Here is a 17,604-nt window from a genome sequence, read left to right on the forward strand (position 1 = left end):
TATTAATCAGCTATCCAGAGTTCGTGCTACTTCGACACCCTTGAAGACCTCAATCAGGTCACCGGCCTTAACGTCGTTATAGCTCTTCACACCGATACCACATTCAACACCGTTACGTACTTCATTGACATCGTCCTTGTAGCGACGCAGCGACTCAAGCTCACCTTCAAATACGACGACGTTGTCACGCAATACACGAATACGCTCGTTACGGAACACTGTACCCTCGATCACCATACAACCGGCAATCGCACCCAACTTGGGTGAGCGGAATACGTCGCGGACTTCGGCGATACCCACAATCTCTTCTCGCAGCTCTGAGCCGAGAAGACCCGTAAGTGCCTTGTTCACGTCGTCAATGATGTCGTAGATGACGCTGTAGTAACGCATATCCAGCTCTTCGCTTTCGACGATACGTCGCGCACTGGCGTCAGCCCGAACATTAAAGCCAAAGATCACTGCGTTAGAGGCCAGCGCCAGGTTTGCGTCGGTTTCGGTGATTCCTCCGACACCACTGGAGACAACTTTCACCTGAACCTCTTCGTTGCCCAGGTCATTCAAGGCACCAATCAACGCCTCAAGAGATCCGCGCACATCGGTTTTCAGAACAACATTCAGCGTCTTGCGTTCGCCACCCATGTTGTCGAACAGGTTCTCCAGCTTGGAAGCCTGCTGTCGAGCCAGCTTAACTTCGCGGAACTTGCCTTGGCGGAACAAGGCGATTTCACGAGCTTTACGCTCATCGCGTACGACCAGCATCTCATCACCAGCATCCGGTGTGCCATCAAGCCCCAGAATCTCAACCGGGATAGAAGGACCAGCAGCTTTAATCGGCTTGGCATTTTCGTCGAGCATTGCGCGAACTCGGCCATACTGCTGACCAACCAGTACGTTATCACCCAGATTCAGCGTGCCGTTTTGTACCAGAATGGTAGCAACCGGACCACGCCCCTTATCCAGACGTGATTCGACCACGATACCCTTGCCAGGTGCTTCAGGCACCGCATTCAGCTCAAGCATTTCTGACTGCAGCAGAATAGCATCAAGTAGCTCATCAATACCTTGGCCGGTATGAGCCGAGACAGGAACAAACTGAGTATCACCACCCCAATCCTCGGGGATAACATCCTTGGCCGCCATCTCGTTTTTAACGCGATCTGGGTCCGCTTGCTCCTTATCCATTTTGTTAACTGCAACCACCAGCGGCACACCCGCTGCCTTGGAATGCTGAATGGCCTCTTCCGTCTGCGGCATCATGCCATCATCAGCAGCAACAACCAGAATAACGATATCTGTCGCCTTGGCTCCTCGAGCACGCATCGCCGTAAAGGCCGCGTGTCCGGGAGTATCAAGGAAGGTGATCATGCCGTGACCGGTTTCCACATGATAGGCACCGATATGCTGGGTAATACCGCCGGCCTCGCCAGCTTGTACCTTGGCCTTACGAATGTAGTCGAGCAAAGAGGTTTTACCGTGGTCAACGTGACCCATAACCGTAACCACCGGAGCACGTGACTGACTCTCACCCTCATCGTGCGCCTGATGATCCTGCTCGAGGCTATCCTCAATCGCATCAGCTTTAACCAGCTTAACCTTGTGACCCATCTCTTCAACCACAATGCTGGCAGTTTCCTGATCGATCACCTGATTAATAGTTACCATGGAACCCATGGTGAACATGGCCTTGATAACCTCAGCAGCCTTAACCGACATTCGCTGGGCTAGCTCAGCAACTGTAATGGTTTCTGGCAAAGCCACTTCACGAACCACTGGTGCAGTCGGTTTCTCAAAAGCGTGCTCGGCTTGCTGGTTACCACGACGCTGATTCGCCTTACCAGCACGCGCCTTGGCACTGCCTTTACGAGCCTTTTCACTACGGTGCAAGGTGCCACGCCCGCCAGCACCGCGCTTACCTCGACCGGGTCCGCGCTCATTATCTTTACGACGACGCTCTTCCGCTTCACGGCGCGCCTTTTCAAGATCAGCACGACGCTTGTCTTCTTCAGACTTACGCTGCTGATCTGCGGCTTGACGTTCGGCATCTGCTCGCTCAGCTTCTTTGCGCTCAGCTTCTTGTTTCTTGCGAGTTTCTTCGTCTTTTCGTTCAGCCTCAAGGCGCTGACGAGCCTCTTGCAACTTACGATCTTCTTCTTCAGCCTTTTGTTGCGCCTCTTCACGGCGCGACTTCTCGACTTCCACCTCTGGTGCGATATTACGCTTAACGTAAGTGCGCTTCTTACGCACCTCGACGTTTACCGTTTTACCTTTCACTCCGCCGCCAACTTTTAGCTGACTGGTGGTTTTACGCTTCAAAGTAATCTTGCTTGGTTCAGCATCACCCTCCGCTTCACCATGACTGCGTTTTAAAAATGCGAGCAAAGTTTGCTTTTCACCATCGGTAATAGAATCACTACCGGAGGTTTGAGGCAGTCCTGCATCTTTCATTTGCTCCAACATGCGGTCTACGGGAGTACCGACTACTTGCGCGAGCTGCTCTACCGTCACTTCTGACATTCGCTGTTCTCCTCTATTCGGCTCTTAGCCCTGAGTACCGTCTTCGAACCAGGGGGCACGCGCTGTCATTATCAACTGCCCGGCACGCTCTTCATCAATTCCTTCAATGCTCAGCAGATCATCAACAGCCTGCTCCGCAAGGTCTTCCATGGTGCAGATACCCTCTGCAGCCAACAGGAAGGCCAGATGCTTCTCCATACCATCCATATTAAGCAGATCTTCTGCCGGATGACTGGATTCCAGCTTTTCTTCATTGGCAATTGCCAACGTTAACAGACGATCTTTTGCTCGCTTACGAAGCTCTTCAACGATCTCTTCGTCGAAGCCTCCAATTTCGAGCATCTCTTCCAGCGGCACATAGGCCACCTCCTCAATGGAAGTAAAGCCCTCTTCCATCAACACCATCGCAATATCTTCATCCACATCCAGCTGCGCCATAAAGGTATGGGCGATACTATCAGCTTCCTGGCTCTGCTTGGACTGGGCATCCTCTTCCGTCATGACATTGAGGGACCAACCGGTCAACTCACTCGCCAGGCGAACATTTTGCCCACTACGACCTATTGCTTGCGCCAGATTGTCTTCGGCTACCGCGACATCCATGGTGCGAGACTCTTCGTCCACGACGATCGAAGCAACCTCAGCAGGCGACATCGCATTAATGACCAACTGAGCCGGATTGTCATCCCACAGGATGATGTCTACTCGCTCATTGCCCAACTCACCAGAAACGGCCTGCACGCGAGAACCTCGCATTCCAACACAGGCACCGACCGGATCAATGCGACCGTCGTTGGTTTTAACAGCAATCTTGGCACGAGAGCCTGGATCACGAGCCGCCGCACGAATCTCAATCACTTCTTCGGCAATTTCTGGCACTTCAATTTTGAACAGTTCAATCAGAACCTGCGGATCGGTACGGCTAAGGATCAACTGTGGACCACGCTGCTCGGCGCGAATCTCCAACAGCAAGGCCCGCACCCGGGTGCCAACCCGAAAAGTTTCACGAGGAATAATATGCTCGCGAGGCATCAAGGCTTCAGCATTGTTACCCAGGTCGATGATGATACTGTCGCGGCTGACTTTTTTAACCGTTCCACTGACCAGTTCACCCAACCGCTCACGATAAGCATCAACAACCTGAGCGCGCTCTGCTTCGCGAACCTTTTGTACGATAACCTGCTTTGCGGTCTGGGCAGCAATGCGGCCAAAGTCGACCGACTCAACCTGCTCTTCCCAGGAACTACCAATTTCCAGACTCTCATCCTTCTCTTTGGCTTCGTCCAACGTTAACTCTGCGCCCGGGATAGAAAAATCTTCATCGGCAACCACATCCCAGCGACGAAATGATTCGTAGTCGCCAGATTCACGATCGATGGAGACACGGATATCAACATCGGTCTCGTTGATGTAGCGCTTCTTTGTTGCCGTAGCCAAAGCAATTTCCATTGCTTCAAAGATTACGTCTTGCGGAACTCCTTTTTCATTGGAGACCGACTCAATTACCAGCAAAATTTCTTTACTCATGCTTGCCTCACCTAACGCCTGGTTCAGATAACCTTACTGAACCGAACCACGCCAACAGATTAAAACCGGGGAACGATATTTGCCTTCTCGATACTATCGATCGGTAGCAAATATTCATGATCCTCCACCAGGAGCACCACATCATCCGCTTCTACACCATTAATAACGCCCTGAAATTTCCGGCGTCCATCGTAGGGCACGCGTAAGCGAAGACTTACCGCCTGCCCGATATATGCTTTGTACTGTTCTACTGTGAATAAAGGGCGGTCCATACCGGGAGAGGAAACCTCCAGGGTGTATTCACCCGCAATAGGGTCCTCAACATCCAACACCGCGCTGACCTGACGACTGACAGCTTCGCAATGCTCAAGCGTCACTCCCTCGGTCGAGTCAATATAAATCCGCAACAGTGTATGGCGCCCTTGGGACATATACTCAATACCCCAAAACTCCAGACCAAGCCCCTCGGATACTGGCTTTACCAGCTCCTCAAGGATTTCCAGCTTGCTTGCCAAAGCTGCAACCTCCTGCGCGTAATCACGACATAAACAGCAGCAACAAAAAATGGGCATAAAGCCCATCCCATTTTACCGATCAGAAAAACGCTCCGTCGGCGATCTCTTTCCAGCTAATAAAAAGCCCCTGAATAGGGGCTTTTAAAAGTTGGTAGCGGGGGCCAGATTCGAACTGACGACCTTCGGGTTATGAGCCCGACGAGCTACCAGGCTGCTCCACCCCGCACCTATTCGCGGATCGGGATTATAGTCTTCAATCCCTATCAGGTCAACCGGCCTGGCTGTGGCTGACCCTCTTCTAAATCTTGCTGCCCAGCCGTAAAAATCAGCTGTGAAAGCGTTATAAATTGGTGCCGAAGGCGGGACTTGAACCCGCACGAGCTATCGCTCACTACCCCCTCAAGATAGCGTGTCTACCAATTCCACCACTTCGGCAAATCAAGCTTAAGATCAATCTTCTGGCAAGCTGGGTGCATCACCCGCAGCAGAAGACTCATCACCGATGGGGGCATCTGTCGCTGGCAGCACAGGCGCTTCGACCTGCTCCACCGGAATCGAAGGAATCCCATCATTAACACTAATTGTTTCTGCGCGATTTTTGGCATAAACAGCCAAACCTAAACTGGTCGCAAAAAACAATGTTGCCAACACAGCGGTCACACGACCCAAAAAGCTGCCTGTACCCTGGCTACCGAAAACAGTCTGGGATGCACCACCACCAAAGGAAGCACCCGCATCAGCGCCCTTACCCTGCTGCAAAAGCACCAGACCAATGACAGCCAAAGCCACCAGAACATGTACGATCAGTATCACTGTCTCCATCAAACTACCCTGCTGCGCGACATATCGCTATAAATTCACTTCCATCAAGGGAAGCTCCACCTACCAGACCACCATCAATGTCGGCCTCGGCAAACAACTCTACCGCGTTCGCGGCTTTAACGCTGCCACCGTAAAGTATTCTTACTTTATCCGCAAGCGACTGACTCACCTTCGCCAACTGCTCACGAATGAATTCATGCACCGCCTGGGCCTGAGATGGAGAAGCTGTAAGACCAGTACCAATTGCCCATACCGGTTCGTAAGCCACCACCCAAGTATCCAGTTCTGCAAAGCGCTTATGATCGAGTATCGCCCTTAGTTGGCGACCAATCACTTCGAGCGTTTGCTCAGCATTTCGCTCATCAAGGGTCTCACCTACACAAACGATAGGAACCACACCCAGCTTATTAGCCTGCAATGCTTTTTCAGCAACCTGCACATCCGTCTCCCCGTACAACGTACGACGCTCAGAATGACCCACGATTGCAAAACGGCAGTGATACTCTGCGGCCATCGCAGCAGAAATCTCGCCAGTATAGGCACCAGAATCTGCTTCGCAGATATTCTGAACACCCCAACCAATCGAACAATCTTTTAACTGTTCAGTAACAGCCTGCAAGTAGATTGATGGAGGGCAGACAGCCACTTCACCATTACCTAATTCAGCAGTCGATATTTCAGCCAGTAAACTTCGATTGGCAGCCAGACTGCCATTCATCTTCCAGTTACCAACAACCAGAGATTGACGCATAAAAACCTCAGCAGGGTTGGAAGGCCGGCAATCTTAGCGTAGAGAATCCTAAGATACAACCGCCCCCAGATAATTTAATTCAGGATCCGACGACAGACTCAACGACACCCGCCAAGTGCTGCGCAAGACGCTGTACTTGTTGAGTATTTTCCCCTTCTACCATAACCCGGACAACCGGTTCAGTACCCGAAGGACGGAGCAACACACGCCCGGTATCGGCCAATTCTGCCTCTACCTGAGCAACTGCTTTAACCACTTCAGCCTGGGCAGAAATATCCTGCTTGGCCGGCAAGCGAACATTAATCATGGTCTGGGGAAACATCGTCATAGCCGACTTGAGCCGATAGAGGGATTCACCTCCAGCCTTCATAGCACGCACCACTTGCAACGCTGAAACAATACCATCACCGGTGGTAGTGACATGCCTACAGATAATGTGCCCCGAAGATTCGCCCCCCAGCAGCCAACCTTTTTCATTCAACATTTCATTAACATAGCGATCACCAACACAGGCACGATCAAAAGCTATCCCCAACTGCTTCAACGCCAGTTCCATGCCCAGATTGGTCATCTGGGTACCGACCACACCACCACCCAGCTTGCCGTACTGATGTCGGTTGCGAGCAATAATAAACAGTAACTGATCGCCATCAACCACCTCTCCACGATCATCAACCATCATCACGCGATCACCATCACCATCAAAAGCAATACCCAGATCCGCCTGACGCTCCAGCACTTCGTTCTGCAGTGCAGCCAGCGAGGTAGAACCCACTTCGCGATTGATATTCAAGCCATTGGGCTGAACCCCGATCTCATAGACTTCGGCTCCCAACTCTCTGAATACGGCCGGCCCAATGTGATAAGTGGCCCCATGTGCTCCGTCAACAACCATCTTCATACCGCGCAAATCGAGGTGACTGGTCACGGTACCCTTACAGTATTCAATATATCGGCCTGCAGCATCATCAATGCGGGTAACTTTGCCCAATTGATCCGGAGGCACCACAGTCATCGGCTGCTCAATCATCTCTTCAATCGCATGCTCGATTTCGTCACCCAGTTTGGTGCCGTTTGCCGAGAAAAACTTAAAGCCGTTATCGGTATAAGGGTTATGGGAGGCGCTGATCACAATGCCTGCCTGAGCATTAAAGGTTCGCGTCAGGTACGCAATACCTGGCGTCGGCATCGGCCCCAACAGGCAAACATCCACCCCGGCTGCCGACAATCCTGCCTCAAGTGCTGACTCAAACATATAGCCGGATATGCGGGTATCTTTACCGATCATGATTTTGCTGCGCCCCTCTCGGGCAAATACCTTGCCTGCGGCCCAACCCAACTTCAGAATAAATTCCGGCGTAATCGGGCTTTTCCCGACAACCCCACGAATACCATCGGTACCAAAATACTTTTTAGTCATAAAAGTCCACCCATTAACTGTTGCTCACCGCATCCACCATGGCCAACGCATCCCGAGTTTCTTTCACATCGTGCACCCGTATGATGTGCGCCCCCGCTTGGGCTGCCAGTACTGCAACGGCAATCGAGCCGTACAGCCGGTCATCTGCATCAGGGCGATCAAGCACCGCACCTATCATACTTTTCCTCGACATACCGACCAGTAGCGGCACATCCATTTCCGCGAAGCGACTCAACCCCTTCAGAAGCTGCAGATTATGCTGCAACGTTTTTCCAAAACCGAACCCCGGATCAATCAACAAATTGGAACGACTGATACCGGCCGCTTCACACAACCTCATACGATCACGCAAAAAAACCATGACATCATCGATAACATTATCGTAGCAGGGATCATGCTGCATGGTTCCCGGTTCGCCTTGCATATGCATCAGGCAAACAGGCACACCAAGAGAGGCTGCCATCTGTAGCGCACCCGGACGCTGTAACGCCCTGACATCATTGATCAAACCAGCGCCAGCAGCAATCGCCGCCTGCATCACCTCGGCCGTACTGGTATCCACGGAAACCACCACATCAAGTTCGGCCCGAATCGCCTCGACCACTGGCACGACCCTTTCCAGCTCCTGCTCCACAGACACAGGGGCTGCCCCTGGGCGAGTCGACTCTCCCCCAACATCAATAAAAGTGGCACCGGAAAGGAACATCTGCCTGGCGTGTTCTAGCGCCCGGGCCGGCTCAACAAAACGACCACCGTCCGAGAAAGAATCGGGCGTCACATTCAAAACGCCCATAATCAGGGGCCGATCAAGAGAACGCCGCTGGCTACCAAAATCAACGACCATAGTACTCCTCAAAGCAAACCGACGGCCTTAGCCGTCGGTTTAAAGGTCAAAACCTTGATTATTCTAGTGCTCCCCGGCAGGCCCTCCAATGGGCTCATCTGGCGATTTCTTGGGCTCTTCTGAAGATTCTGCCGTTGCCGAGCCGCCGTCTTCATCATCACCCCAGTCCTGAGGAGGACGCGGTTTACGACCAGCCATAATATCATCAAGCTGATCGCTATCGAGGGTCTCATACTGCATCAGAGCATCTGCCATCGCATCCAGCTTGTCACGGTTATCCGTCAGAATCTGCTCGGCGCGCTCGTAACAACTGTCGATAACGTGACGAACCTCATCATCGATTACCTTGGCGGTTTCAGCGGATACGTGCAATCGGTTGCCTTGCTGCTTACCGAGGAATACTTCACCTTCCTCCTCCTCGTACAGCAAAGGACCCAACTTTTCAGACAAGCCCCAACGAGTCACCATGCTACGGGCAATCTGCGATGCTCGCTGGATATCATTGGAAGCACCCGTGGTAACCCCCCCTTTGCCCAGAGTCATCTCTTCTGCTATTCGGCCACCAAACAGGCTACAGACCTGGCTTTCAAGCCCTTGCTTGCTCTGACTGTAACGATCCTCTTCGGGCAGGAACATGGTCACCCCCAAAGCACGACCACGAGGAATGATACTAACCTTGTAAACCGGGTCATGATCGGGAACCAGACGGCCGACAATCGCGTGACCCGCTTCGTGGTAGGCGGTATTGAGCTTCTCCTTTTCACTCATTACCATCGATTTGCGCTCGGCGCCCATCATGATCTTATCTTTGGCCAGCTCGAATTCCTGCATAGTGACCATTCGTTTACTGGAACGTGCCGCAAACAGGGCCGCTTCGTTAACCAGGTTAGCCAGGTCAGCACCGGAAAATCCGGGCGTTCCACGGGCTATCAATGCCGGCTTGACGCCATCATGAACCGGTACTTTACGCATATGCACTTTGAGTATCTGTTCACGACCACGGATATCAGGCAGACCCACCACGACCTGGCGGTCAAAACGACCGGGGCGCAACAAGGCAGGATCGAGCACATCAGGACGGTTGGTTGCGGCAATGACAATCACACCCTCGTTACCCTCAAAACCATCCATCTCGACCAAGAGCTGGTTGAGGGTCTGCTCACGCTCATCATGTCCGCCACCCAGGCCGGCGCCACGATGACGGCCAACCGCATCGATTTCGTCGATAAAGATAATACAAGGGGATTGCTTCTTGGCTTGCTCAAACATGTCCCGAACCCGGGAGGCACCAACACCAACAAACATCTCGACAAAGTCAGAGCCGGAAATGGTAAAGAACGGCACCTTGGCTTCACCAGCAATGGCTTTCGCCAGCAAGGTCTTACCGGTACCGGGTTGACCAACCATCAATACACCGCGAGGGATTCGGCCTCCGAGGCGCTGGAATTTGCCGGGATCACGGAGAAATTCGACCAATTCCTTCACGTCTTCCTTGGCTTCTTCTACCCCCGCCACATCAGCAAAGGTTGTCTTGATTTGATCTTCACTAAGCAGGCGCGCCTTGCTTTTACCAAAGCTCATCGGACCGCCACGACCACCGCCGCCGCCCTGCATCTGGCGCATAAAAAACATGAAAACAGCAATAATCACCAGAATGGGGAAACTGGCTACCAGCAGCTGGGTCCATATGCTCTGCTTCTCGATTGGCTTGGCCACCACATTCACGTTATTGCGCAGAAGCTCATCCATCAACTTGTCATCGCGTACGGTAGGCGGCAAGTTGGTCGAGAAGCGCTCGTTATTTTTCAGGTCACCCGTAAGACGGTAACCGTCGATCGTGACACGACTGACCCGGTCATTCTCGACCTGGGTAATAAATTCTGAATAACTCAACTCCGAAGAGGTGGGTTGCATGGTGCCGAAATTTTTGAATACGGTCAGCAATACCAACGCAATAATCAGCCACAAGACCAAGTTTTTAGCCATATCGTTCAACAGGTTATCCTCGTATGCTTAACCCGGCAGGCACCACACCTAACCGTTCCTGAGGGCGGAGCTACTTGCCCCACCAGTTCGCTACTATTACATCGTAGCCTTACTGGACAGTCTACCAAGTTTAGCCGTCCAGCACGTTATTTTAACGACCCACCACCCATTACTGGCCTTTAAACCCTCTCGCCAGCAGATAAATCTCTCGCGAACGGGGCCTGGATGACTGGGGTTTCCGGCTCTGCAAGCGATCAAAGCTACCCCGCATATCCCGGAAATATTCATCAAACCCCTCACCCTGGAAGACCTTGGTCAGAAAGGCTCCCCCCGGCTTGAGTACCTGGCGCGCCATATCCAGGGCCAATTCGGCCAGATACATTGCCTTGGGCTGATCAACTGCCGTCATACCACTCATATTGGGGGCCATATCCGAAATTACAAGGTCAACTTGCTCCGAGCCAATTTCTTGCAGTATTTGCTCCAGTACAGTTTCCTCGGTGAAATCCCCTTTAACAAACGCCACATCGGCGATAGGGTCCATGTCGAGAATGTCTGAGGCCACAATACGCCCCTTCTCGCCCACAATTTTAGCGGCCACCTGGCACCAACCGCCGGGCGCAGCCCCCAGGTCAACCAGAGACATCCCCGGGCGCAAAATGCGATCTTTCTCCTGAATTTCCAGCAGTTTATAGCTGGCACGGGAGCGATAGCCATCCTTCTGGGACTGTTTGACATACTGATCGTCAAAATGTTCTTTTAACCAGCGACCGCTACTCTTCGACCTTGCCATGAATACCTCTTGGAAACCGCTCCGATACAGCCAAAGCTGTGCCCGTCACGGGGAGTGGTGTAAAATGGGCGATTGCGCCGCAACTCAAGCCAGGCGGCGCCATAATTGAACCTATTTTAAGGCTTATGCGGAGATAAACAAACGATGCCCCTGACAGCGCAACAAAAAAAGCACTACCGAGCGATCGGACACAAACTCAATCCCGTTGTGACCGTTGCCGGCAAAGGCTTGTATGACGGCGTGATCGAAGAAACTCTAAGGGCACTGGAGGATCACGAACTGATCAAAGTAAAGTTCTCCGTAGGTGACCGTGACGCCAAGAACCAGCTGATTCCGCAACTTTGTGACCGCTGTGGCGCCGAGCTGGTGCAAACCATTGGCAATATCGCGCTCATTCTCAAGCACGCTGACAAACCCAAGGCCCACCTGTCAAACCTGACACGCACTCTTTAACGTGCGTTTGCAGTAGCAAAAAAGCCGGCTATTGCCGGCTTTTTAATGGGCTACCGAAGCTGCCTGCTAGGCACCTCCAAGATGCTGAACCTGATCAATCTCATACTCGACATCACCACCCGGAGTTTTCACCACCACCTCTTCACCCTCTTCCTTACCAATCAGGGCTCGAGCAATCGGTGAGTTCACTGACAATTTACCGGCTTTAATATCGGCTTCGTCATCGCCCACAATGCGATAGGTGACCTCCTCGTCGGTATCGATATTAACAATGGTTACCGTAACACCAAAGATCACCTTACCCGTATGAGCAATTGCCGTAATGTCAATTACCTGGGCATTGGACAGCTTGCCTTCAATTTCACTGATACGTCCCTCGGCAAAGCCCTGCTGCTCGCGAGCAGCATGGTATTCCGCGTTTTCCTTGAGATCACCGTGCTCTCGCGCCTCGGCAATCGCCGCAATGATGCGCGGGCGATCAACCGTTTTAAGCTGATTGAGTTCCTCGCGGAGGGCTTTTTCGCCCTCCACGGTCATTGGAATCTTAGTCATCCAGAACACCCTTATGTAGATCCTGAAGGCGCCGAACCTGACGCTCGGGCCCAAATTCAATTGCCTCGGCAATCGCTTCGGCTCCAGCGATCGTGGTCGTATAAGGAACCTTATGCTGGAGCGATGAACGACGAATTGTATAGGAATCTACAATCGCCTGGCGACCCTCGGTGGTATTGATTACCAACGCCGTCTCGTCATTTTTGATCATATCGACCAGATCCGGACGAGCCTCGATCACCTTATTAACGCGCTCAACAGGGATTCCCGCCTCAGCAATAGCCGCACAGGTCCCGCCGGTGGCATAAAGTTCAAAGCCTTGTTCAACCAGCTTACGCGCCACACCGACCACGCGGTATTTGTCTTCATCACGGACGCTGATGACCACCTTACCGCTTTCCGGCAAATGCTCTCCAGCCGCCATGTGAGCCTTCGCAAACGCTTCGGCAAAGCTCTTGCCTACACCCATCACTTCGCCGGTGGACTTCATTTCGGGACCAAGAATCGGGTCAACACCAGGGAACTTGTTAAAGGGGAATACCGCTTCCTTAACACTAAAGTACTCAGGCACCACCTCTTCAGTGAAGCCCAGCTCAGCCAGGCTCTTACCCGCCATCACACGAGCAGCAATCTTGGCCAGCGAATCGCCGATGCACTTGGACACAAAAGGCACGGTACGTGACGCACGAGGGTTCACCTCAATCACGTAGATCTGGTCGTCCTGAATCGCCAACTGCACGTTCATCAAGCCCACCACCTCAAGCTCCAGCGCCATGCGCGTCACCTGATCACGAATGCGCTCCTGATGCTCATCACTGATGCTGTAGGGTGGCAGAGAACAAGCCGAATCACCGGAGTGAATGCCGGCTTGCTCGATGTGCTGCATGATGGCGCCAATCACCACCTGCTCACCATCGCACACCGCATCAACATCGACTTCTACCGCGCGATTGAGGAAATAATCGAGCAATACCGGACTGTCATTCGACACCTGTACCGCTTCACTCATATAGCGCTTGAGCTCATCGACATTACCAACAATCTCCATCGCCCGACCGCCCAGCACATATGAAGGACGCACCACCAGCGGGTAGCCAATATCGGCTGCGCGGGCAATCGCTTCTTCGGTACTGCGGACCGTTGAGTTTTCTGGCTGGAGTAATTGTAAACGCTGAATCATCTGCTGGAACCGCTCACGATCTTCGGCGCGGTCGATCGCCTCCGGACTGGTACCGATGATTGGCACACCCGCAGCCTCCAGGTCCCGCGCCAGCTTCAGCGGTGTCTGGCCGCCATACTGAACAATCACTCCCTTGGGCTTCTCAATATCAACGATTGCCAGCACATCTTCCAGTGTCACCGGCTCGAAGTAGAGGCGGTCAGAGGTGTCATAATCGGTCGAGACCGTTTCCGGGTTGCAGTTCACCATGATGGTTTCATAACCATCTTCTCGCATCGCCAACGCCGCGTGAACACAGCAATAATCGAATTCAATACCCTGACCAATACGGTTCGGGCCGCCACCGAGCACCATAATTTTGTCACGAGACGACGGCGCCGATTCGCACTCTTCATCGTAGGAGGAGTACATATAAGCCGTAGCAGAGGCAAACTCCGCAGCACAGGTATCAACCCGCTTATACACCGGATGCACACCCAATTTCTGACGATGCTCACGGAAACTCTTCTCGGTCACACCCAGCAACTCAGCCAGACGAGCATCGGAGAAACCTTTCCGCTTGAGGCGATAGGTTAGCTCCTGGTCACAATCGTGGAGCCCCATCGAGGAGGCTTTTTTCTCATCCGCAATCAGGTCTTCCAGCTGTACCAGGAACCAGGGGTCAACATGAGTCTGAGCAAAAACCTCTTCCATTGTCATGCCGGCACGGAAGGCATCGGCGATGTACCAGATGCGATCAGCACCCGGAGTACTCAGTTCACGCACCAGCTTGGCCTGGGCGTTGTCTTCCTTCAGATCAACGAACGGATCGAGACCATGAACTCCAACTTCCAGACCGCGCAGGGCTTTCTGCAGGGATTCCTGGAAATTACGACCGATCGCCATCACCTCACCGACGGATTTCATCTGAGTAGTCAGTCGATCGTTCGCCTTGGGAAACTTTTCGAAGGCAAAGCGCGGCACCTTGGTGACCACATAATCGATCGCCGGCTCAAAAGAAGCCGGGGTCACACCACCAGTGATGTCGTTACTGAGTTCATCCAGGGTATATCCAATCGCCAATTTGGCGGCAATTTTGGCAATCGGGAAACCGGTCGCCTTGGACGCCAACGCTGACGAACGCGACACTCGAGGGTTCATCTCGATCACCACCATACGGCCATCTTTAGGATTAAGACCGAACTGGACGTTGGAGCCCCCGGTCTCGACGCCGATCTCACGCAATACCGCCAAAGAGGCGTTACGCATGATCTGGTATTCCTTGTCGGTCAGGGTCTGGGCCGGGGCAACGGTAATGGAATCACCGGTGTGCACTCCCATTGCATCGAAGTTCTCGATGGAGCAGACAATGATGCAATTATCGTTACGATCGCGCACCACCTCCATCTCATACTCTTTCCAACCGATCAGGGATTCATCGATCAACAACTCATTGGTCGGAGACAGATCCAGTCCGCGCTCACAGATCTCAACAAACTCTTCCCGGTTATAGGCGATACCACCACCGGTGCCACCCATGGTAAAGGAGGGGCGAATAATGCAGGGAAAACCAACCTCGGCCTGCACGGCATGGGCTTCGTCCATATTATGGGCGATGCCAGCCTTGGGCGTCTCGAGCCCGATAGCTTTCATCGCGACATCGAAGCGAGAGCGATCTTCCGCCTTATCGATGGTATCGGCATTGGCTCCGACCATCTCTACGCCGTACTTTTCCAGCACCCCATGGTGCTCAAGATCGAGGGCACAGTTGAGCGCCGTCTGCCCACCCATGGTGGGTAGCAGGACGTCGGGACGCTCTTTCTCGATAATGCGCTCAACGGTCTGCCAACGAATGGGCTCGATATAGGTGGCATCGGCCATGGCCGGGTCGGTCATAATGGTGGCCGGATTAGAGTTGACCAGGATAACCCGGTAACCCTCTTCACGCAGTGCCTTACAGGCCTGTGCGCCGGAGTAATCGAACTCGCAGGCTTGGCCGATAACAATCGGGCCTGCACCGAGGATCAGGATACTTTGTATGTCTGTACGCTTTGGCATGATGTAAATCTTCTGGCTGCTGGTCTCATGGCCGCCTGAGCGGCCCTCGGGCAAAAGTAGGATGCGGTTTAACGACGCTCTCGAATCAGTTCGATAAAGCGGTCAAACAGTGGCGCTACGTCATGGGGGCCGGGACTCGCTTCCGGGTGCCCCTGAAAGCTGAAGGCCGGTTTGTCAGTACGGGCAATACCCTGCAAGGAACCGTCGAACAGGGATTTATGGGTCGCCTTCAGACAATCGGGCAAGGAGCTTTCACTGACCGCAAAGCCATGGTTCTGGCTGGTGATCATAACCACCTTCGACGCCAGATCCTGAACCGGATGGTTGGCCCCGTGGTGGCCAAATTTCATCTTCTCGGTACTCGCGCCGCTGGCCAAAGCCATCAACTGATGACCCAGACAGATACCAAACACCGGTATATCGGTCTCCAGAATTTCTTTGATCGCCGCTATGGCGTAATCACAAGGCTCAGGGTCACCGGGGCCGTTGGAGAGGAAGATACCATCGGGGTTCATGGCCAACACCTCAGCTGCAGGAGTCTGAGCCGGCACGACGGTCAAACGACAACCACGGGCTGCTAACATGCGCAGGATATTGCGCTTGACACCGAAATCGTAAGCCACCACATGGTAGGGCAATTCGCTAACCTCGGGGTGAGAGTCGGTTTCCAGTTCCCAGACACCGTTGGTCCATTGGTACTGCTGGTCAGTAGTGACCTCTTTGGCCAGATCCATCCCCTTCAACCCGGGAAATGCCTTGGCCAGCTCCAGCGCACGCGCTTCATCGACGCTGTCACCGGCCACAATACAACCGTTCTGAGCGCCTTTTTCCCGCAGAATACGGGTCAGACGACGAGTATCGATATCTGCGATCGCTACCACATTACGCTCTTTCAGGTAGTCATCCAGCGATTGCTGATTTCTCCAGTTGCTGGCCAACAAAGGCAAATCACGGATGATAAGGCCTGCCGCCCAAACTTGAGTCGACTCCTCATCTTCCGGCGTCGTGCCCGTGTTGCCAATATGCGGATAGGTCAAGGTGACCATCTGACGCGCATAGGAGGGATCGGTAAGAATCTCCTGATAACCCGTCATCGCCGTATTAAAAACAACTTCTCCGCTAGTTTCTCCGGCGGCGCCGATAGAAACCCCTTTAAACACGCTCCCGTCTTCGAGAACCAAAATGGCTGATTGGGTCAAAGATTCCTCCCCCTGTAATCCAAGATACCGCTAGTCAAAAACCAAACTTTCAAAAAAAAACGAGATGAGCACCAAATGCCACATCTCGTTTTTATATGTTTACTTGTCGCAAAGCGCTCGCCCATTTTCGGACACAAAATTGGCGGGATTTTACGGAATTATGCTCCGCCTGTCCATGAACAATTACTACTCGCTTCAATCCAACGCCAGCACATCCTGCATATCGTACAAACCCGTACCTTTATGCTGCAGCCAGACAGCCCCGCGCAGGGCACCTTTGGCAAAGGTCATACGACTGGAGGCTTTGTGAGTGATCTCGATCCGCTCACCTTCGGTGGCAAATAATACGGTATGATCGCCGACCACATCTCCCGCACGAATGGTTTCGAAACCGATGGTTTTAGGATCCCGCTCGCCGGTCACGCCTTCTCGACCGTAAACCGCACATTCTGCCAGATCACGATCGAGCGCTTCGGCTACAACCTCCCCCATACGCAAGGCCGTACCGGAAGGAGCATCCACCTTATGACGGTGATGCGCCTCTATAATCTCAACATCGTAATCATCACCCAGAGATTTGGCCGCCATCGCCAACAGCTGCAGACACAGGTTAACGCCGACACTCATATTCGGCGCAAACAGTATCGGAATGTCCTCCGCTGCACGCTTCAGCTGATGCTTCTGCTCGCCACTGAGCCCCGTCGTACCAATCACAATCGCCTTACCATGCTGGCGACAGAGTTCGACGTTCGCCAGGGTAAAATCCGGGCGCGTGAAATCAATCACGACATCAAAGGCATCAAGTTTATCCGCCAGAGAACCGCTAAGCTCAACCCCGATCTTGCCAATACCCGCCAGTTCACCAACATCGGAGCCAATCAAGCTACTGTCAGGCCGATCAATGGCGGCTTTCAGCTTCGCCTCTTTACTGGCTTGCAGTGCCTCAATCAGGACACGACCCATACGACCTGCTGCACCGACTATTGCTACACGTACCATCGTCATCAATTC

General features: G+C 53.0%; 14 protein-coding genes and 2 tRNA genes. 1 reads left to right on the forward strand and 15 read right to left on the reverse strand.

The features are described from left to right. Positions 1-6: 6 nt before the first annotated feature. The 11 genes from infB to rlmE all read right to left on the reverse strand — a co-directional run bounded on the left by infB (position 7) and on the right by rlmE (position 11,172). On the reverse strand, positions 7-2,514 hold the full coding sequence (gene infB / locus MIB40_RS06275; protein WP_249692070.1) for a translation initiation factor IF-2: 2,508 nt from the start codon (positions 2,512-2,514) through the stop codon (positions 7-9). Positions 2,515-2,538: 24 nt separating this feature from the next. Beyond that, positions 2,539-4,041, reverse strand: a complete 1,503-nt coding sequence (gene nusA, locus MIB40_RS06280) for a transcription termination factor NusA (RefSeq protein WP_249692072.1) — start codon at positions 4,039-4,041, stop codon at positions 2,539-2,541. A 59-nt stretch (positions 4,042-4,100) separates the two neighbouring features. Beyond that, entirely contained in the window at positions 4,101-4,556 is a 456-nt protein-coding gene (rimP, locus tag MIB40_RS06285; protein ID WP_249692074.1) for a ribosome maturation factor RimP, read from the reverse strand. A gap of 149 nt (positions 4,557-4,705) precedes the next feature. Continuing rightward, positions 4,706-4,782: transfer RNA gene (locus tag MIB40_RS06290), tRNA-Met, on the reverse strand. Between the two features lie 122 nt (positions 4,783-4,904). Further along, a tRNA-Leu gene (locus MIB40_RS06295) sits at positions 4,905-4,991 on the reverse strand. 15 nt (positions 4,992-5,006) lie between these two features. Continuing rightward, positions 5,007-5,378 carry a preprotein translocase subunit SecG gene (gene secG, locus MIB40_RS06300; protein ID WP_249692076.1) on the reverse strand — a complete coding sequence of 124 codons (372 nt, stop codon included), beginning with the start codon at positions 5,376-5,378 and terminating at the stop codon, positions 5,007-5,009. A 4-nt stretch (positions 5,379-5,382) separates the two neighbouring features. Then, positions 5,383-6,129, reverse strand: a complete 747-nt coding sequence (gene tpiA / locus MIB40_RS06305) for a triose-phosphate isomerase (protein ID WP_249692078.1) — start codon at positions 6,127-6,129, stop codon at positions 5,383-5,385. 79 nt (positions 6,130-6,208) lie between these two features. Beyond that, on the reverse strand, positions 6,209-7,549 hold the full coding sequence (gene glmM / locus MIB40_RS06310; RefSeq protein ID WP_249692080.1) for a phosphoglucosamine mutase: 1,341 nt from the start codon (positions 7,547-7,549) through the stop codon (positions 6,209-6,211). A gap of 13 nt (positions 7,550-7,562) precedes the next feature. Further along, positions 7,563-8,393: a dihydropteroate synthase gene (gene folP, locus MIB40_RS06315; protein ID WP_249692082.1), complete on the reverse strand. Its 831-nt coding sequence runs from the start codon at positions 8,391-8,393 to the stop codon at positions 7,563-7,565. 63 nt (positions 8,394-8,456) lie between these two features. Continuing rightward, positions 8,457-10,379, reverse strand: a complete 1,923-nt coding sequence (gene ftsH / locus MIB40_RS06320; RefSeq protein WP_249692084.1) for an ATP-dependent zinc metalloprotease FtsH — start codon at positions 10,377-10,379, stop codon at positions 8,457-8,459. Between the two features lie 169 nt (positions 10,380-10,548). Further along, the gene (gene rlmE / locus MIB40_RS06325) at positions 10,549-11,172 is read right to left on the reverse strand and encodes a 23S rRNA (uridine(2552)-2'-O)-methyltransferase RlmE (protein ID WP_249692086.1); all 624 of its coding nucleotides are present in this window, start codon (positions 11,170-11,172) and stop codon (positions 10,549-10,551) included. Positions 11,173-11,316: 144 nt separating this feature from the next. Between rlmE and MIB40_RS06330 the strand changes: the two genes are divergently transcribed. Next, positions 11,317-11,625 (forward strand): YhbY family RNA-binding protein, encoded by a 309-nt coding sequence (locus MIB40_RS06330; protein ID WP_249692088.1) that lies wholly within the window; start codon positions 11,317-11,319, stop codon positions 11,623-11,625. A gap of 66 nt (positions 11,626-11,691) precedes the next feature. Here MIB40_RS06330 and greA read toward each other — a convergent pair whose 3' ends face one another. From greA to dapB, 4 genes are all read right to left on the reverse strand, one after another. Continuing rightward, on the reverse strand, positions 11,692-12,177 hold the full coding sequence (gene greA, locus MIB40_RS06335; RefSeq protein WP_249692090.1) for a transcription elongation factor GreA: 486 nt from the start codon (positions 12,175-12,177) through the stop codon (positions 11,692-11,694). Beyond that, positions 12,170-15,394, reverse strand: a complete 3,225-nt coding sequence (gene carB / locus MIB40_RS06340) for a carbamoyl-phosphate synthase large subunit (protein ID WP_249692092.1) — start codon at positions 15,392-15,394, stop codon at positions 12,170-12,172. Before carB ends, greA begins: the two co-directional genes overlap by 8 nt. Before the next feature lie 68 nt (positions 15,395-15,462). Continuing rightward, positions 15,463-16,593 carry a glutamine-hydrolyzing carbamoyl-phosphate synthase small subunit gene (gene carA / locus MIB40_RS06345; protein ID WP_249692095.1) on the reverse strand — a complete coding sequence of 377 codons (1,131 nt, stop codon included), beginning with the start codon at positions 16,591-16,593 and terminating at the stop codon, positions 15,463-15,465. A gap of 195 nt (positions 16,594-16,788) precedes the next feature. Next, positions 16,789-17,592 carry a 4-hydroxy-tetrahydrodipicolinate reductase gene (gene dapB / locus MIB40_RS06350; protein ID WP_249692097.1) on the reverse strand — a complete coding sequence of 268 codons (804 nt, stop codon included), beginning with the start codon at positions 17,590-17,592 and terminating at the stop codon, positions 16,789-16,791. Positions 17,593-17,604: the final 12 nt, after the last annotated feature.

It is taken from the genome of Aestuariirhabdus haliotis, from assembly GCF_023509475.1.
Lineage (GTDB): Bacteria > Pseudomonadota > Gammaproteobacteria > Pseudomonadales > Aestuariirhabdaceae > Aestuariirhabdus > Aestuariirhabdus haliotis.

Bases quoted from the DNA above. Each gene is read 5' to 3' on its own strand.
- infB (WP_249692070.1), bottom strand. From the start codon at position 2,514: ATGTCAGAAGTGACGGTAGAGCAGCTCGCGCAAGTAGTCGGTACTCCC.
- MIB40_RS06330 (WP_249692088.1), top strand. From the start codon at position 11,317: ATGCCCCTGACAGCGCAACAAAAAAAGCACTACCGAGCGATCGGACAC.
- secG (WP_249692076.1), bottom strand. From the start codon at position 5,378: ATGGAGACAGTGATACTGATCGTACATGTTCTGGTGGCTTTGGCTGTC.
- tpiA (WP_249692078.1), bottom strand. From the start codon at position 6,129: ATGCGTCAATCTCTGGTTGTTGGTAACTGGAAGATGAATGGCAGTCTG.
- ftsH (WP_249692084.1), bottom strand. From the start codon at position 10,379: ATGGCTAAAAACTTGGTCTTGTGGCTGATTATTGCGTTGGTATTGCTG.
- glmM (WP_249692080.1), bottom strand. From the start codon at position 7,549: ATGACTAAAAAGTATTTTGGTACCGATGGTATTCGTGGGGTTGTCGGG.
- folP (WP_249692082.1), bottom strand. From the start codon at position 8,393: ATGGTCGTTGATTTTGGTAGCCAGCGGCGTTCTCTTGATCGGCCCCTG.
- dapB (WP_249692097.1), bottom strand. From the start codon at position 17,592: ATGGTACGTGTAGCAATAGTCGGTGCAGCAGGTCGTATGGGTCGTGTC.
- nusA (WP_249692072.1), bottom strand. From the start codon at position 4,041: ATGAGTAAAGAAATTTTGCTGGTAATTGAGTCGGTCTCCAATGAAAAA.
- greA (WP_249692090.1), bottom strand. From the start codon at position 12,177: ATGACTAAGATTCCAATGACCGTGGAGGGCGAAAAAGCCCTCCGCGAG.
- rlmE (WP_249692086.1), bottom strand. From the start codon at position 11,172: ATGGCAAGGTCGAAGAGTAGCGGTCGCTGGTTAAAAGAACATTTTGAC.
- carB (WP_249692092.1), bottom strand. From the start codon at position 15,394: ATGCCAAAGCGTACAGACATACAAAGTATCCTGATCCTCGGTGCAGGC.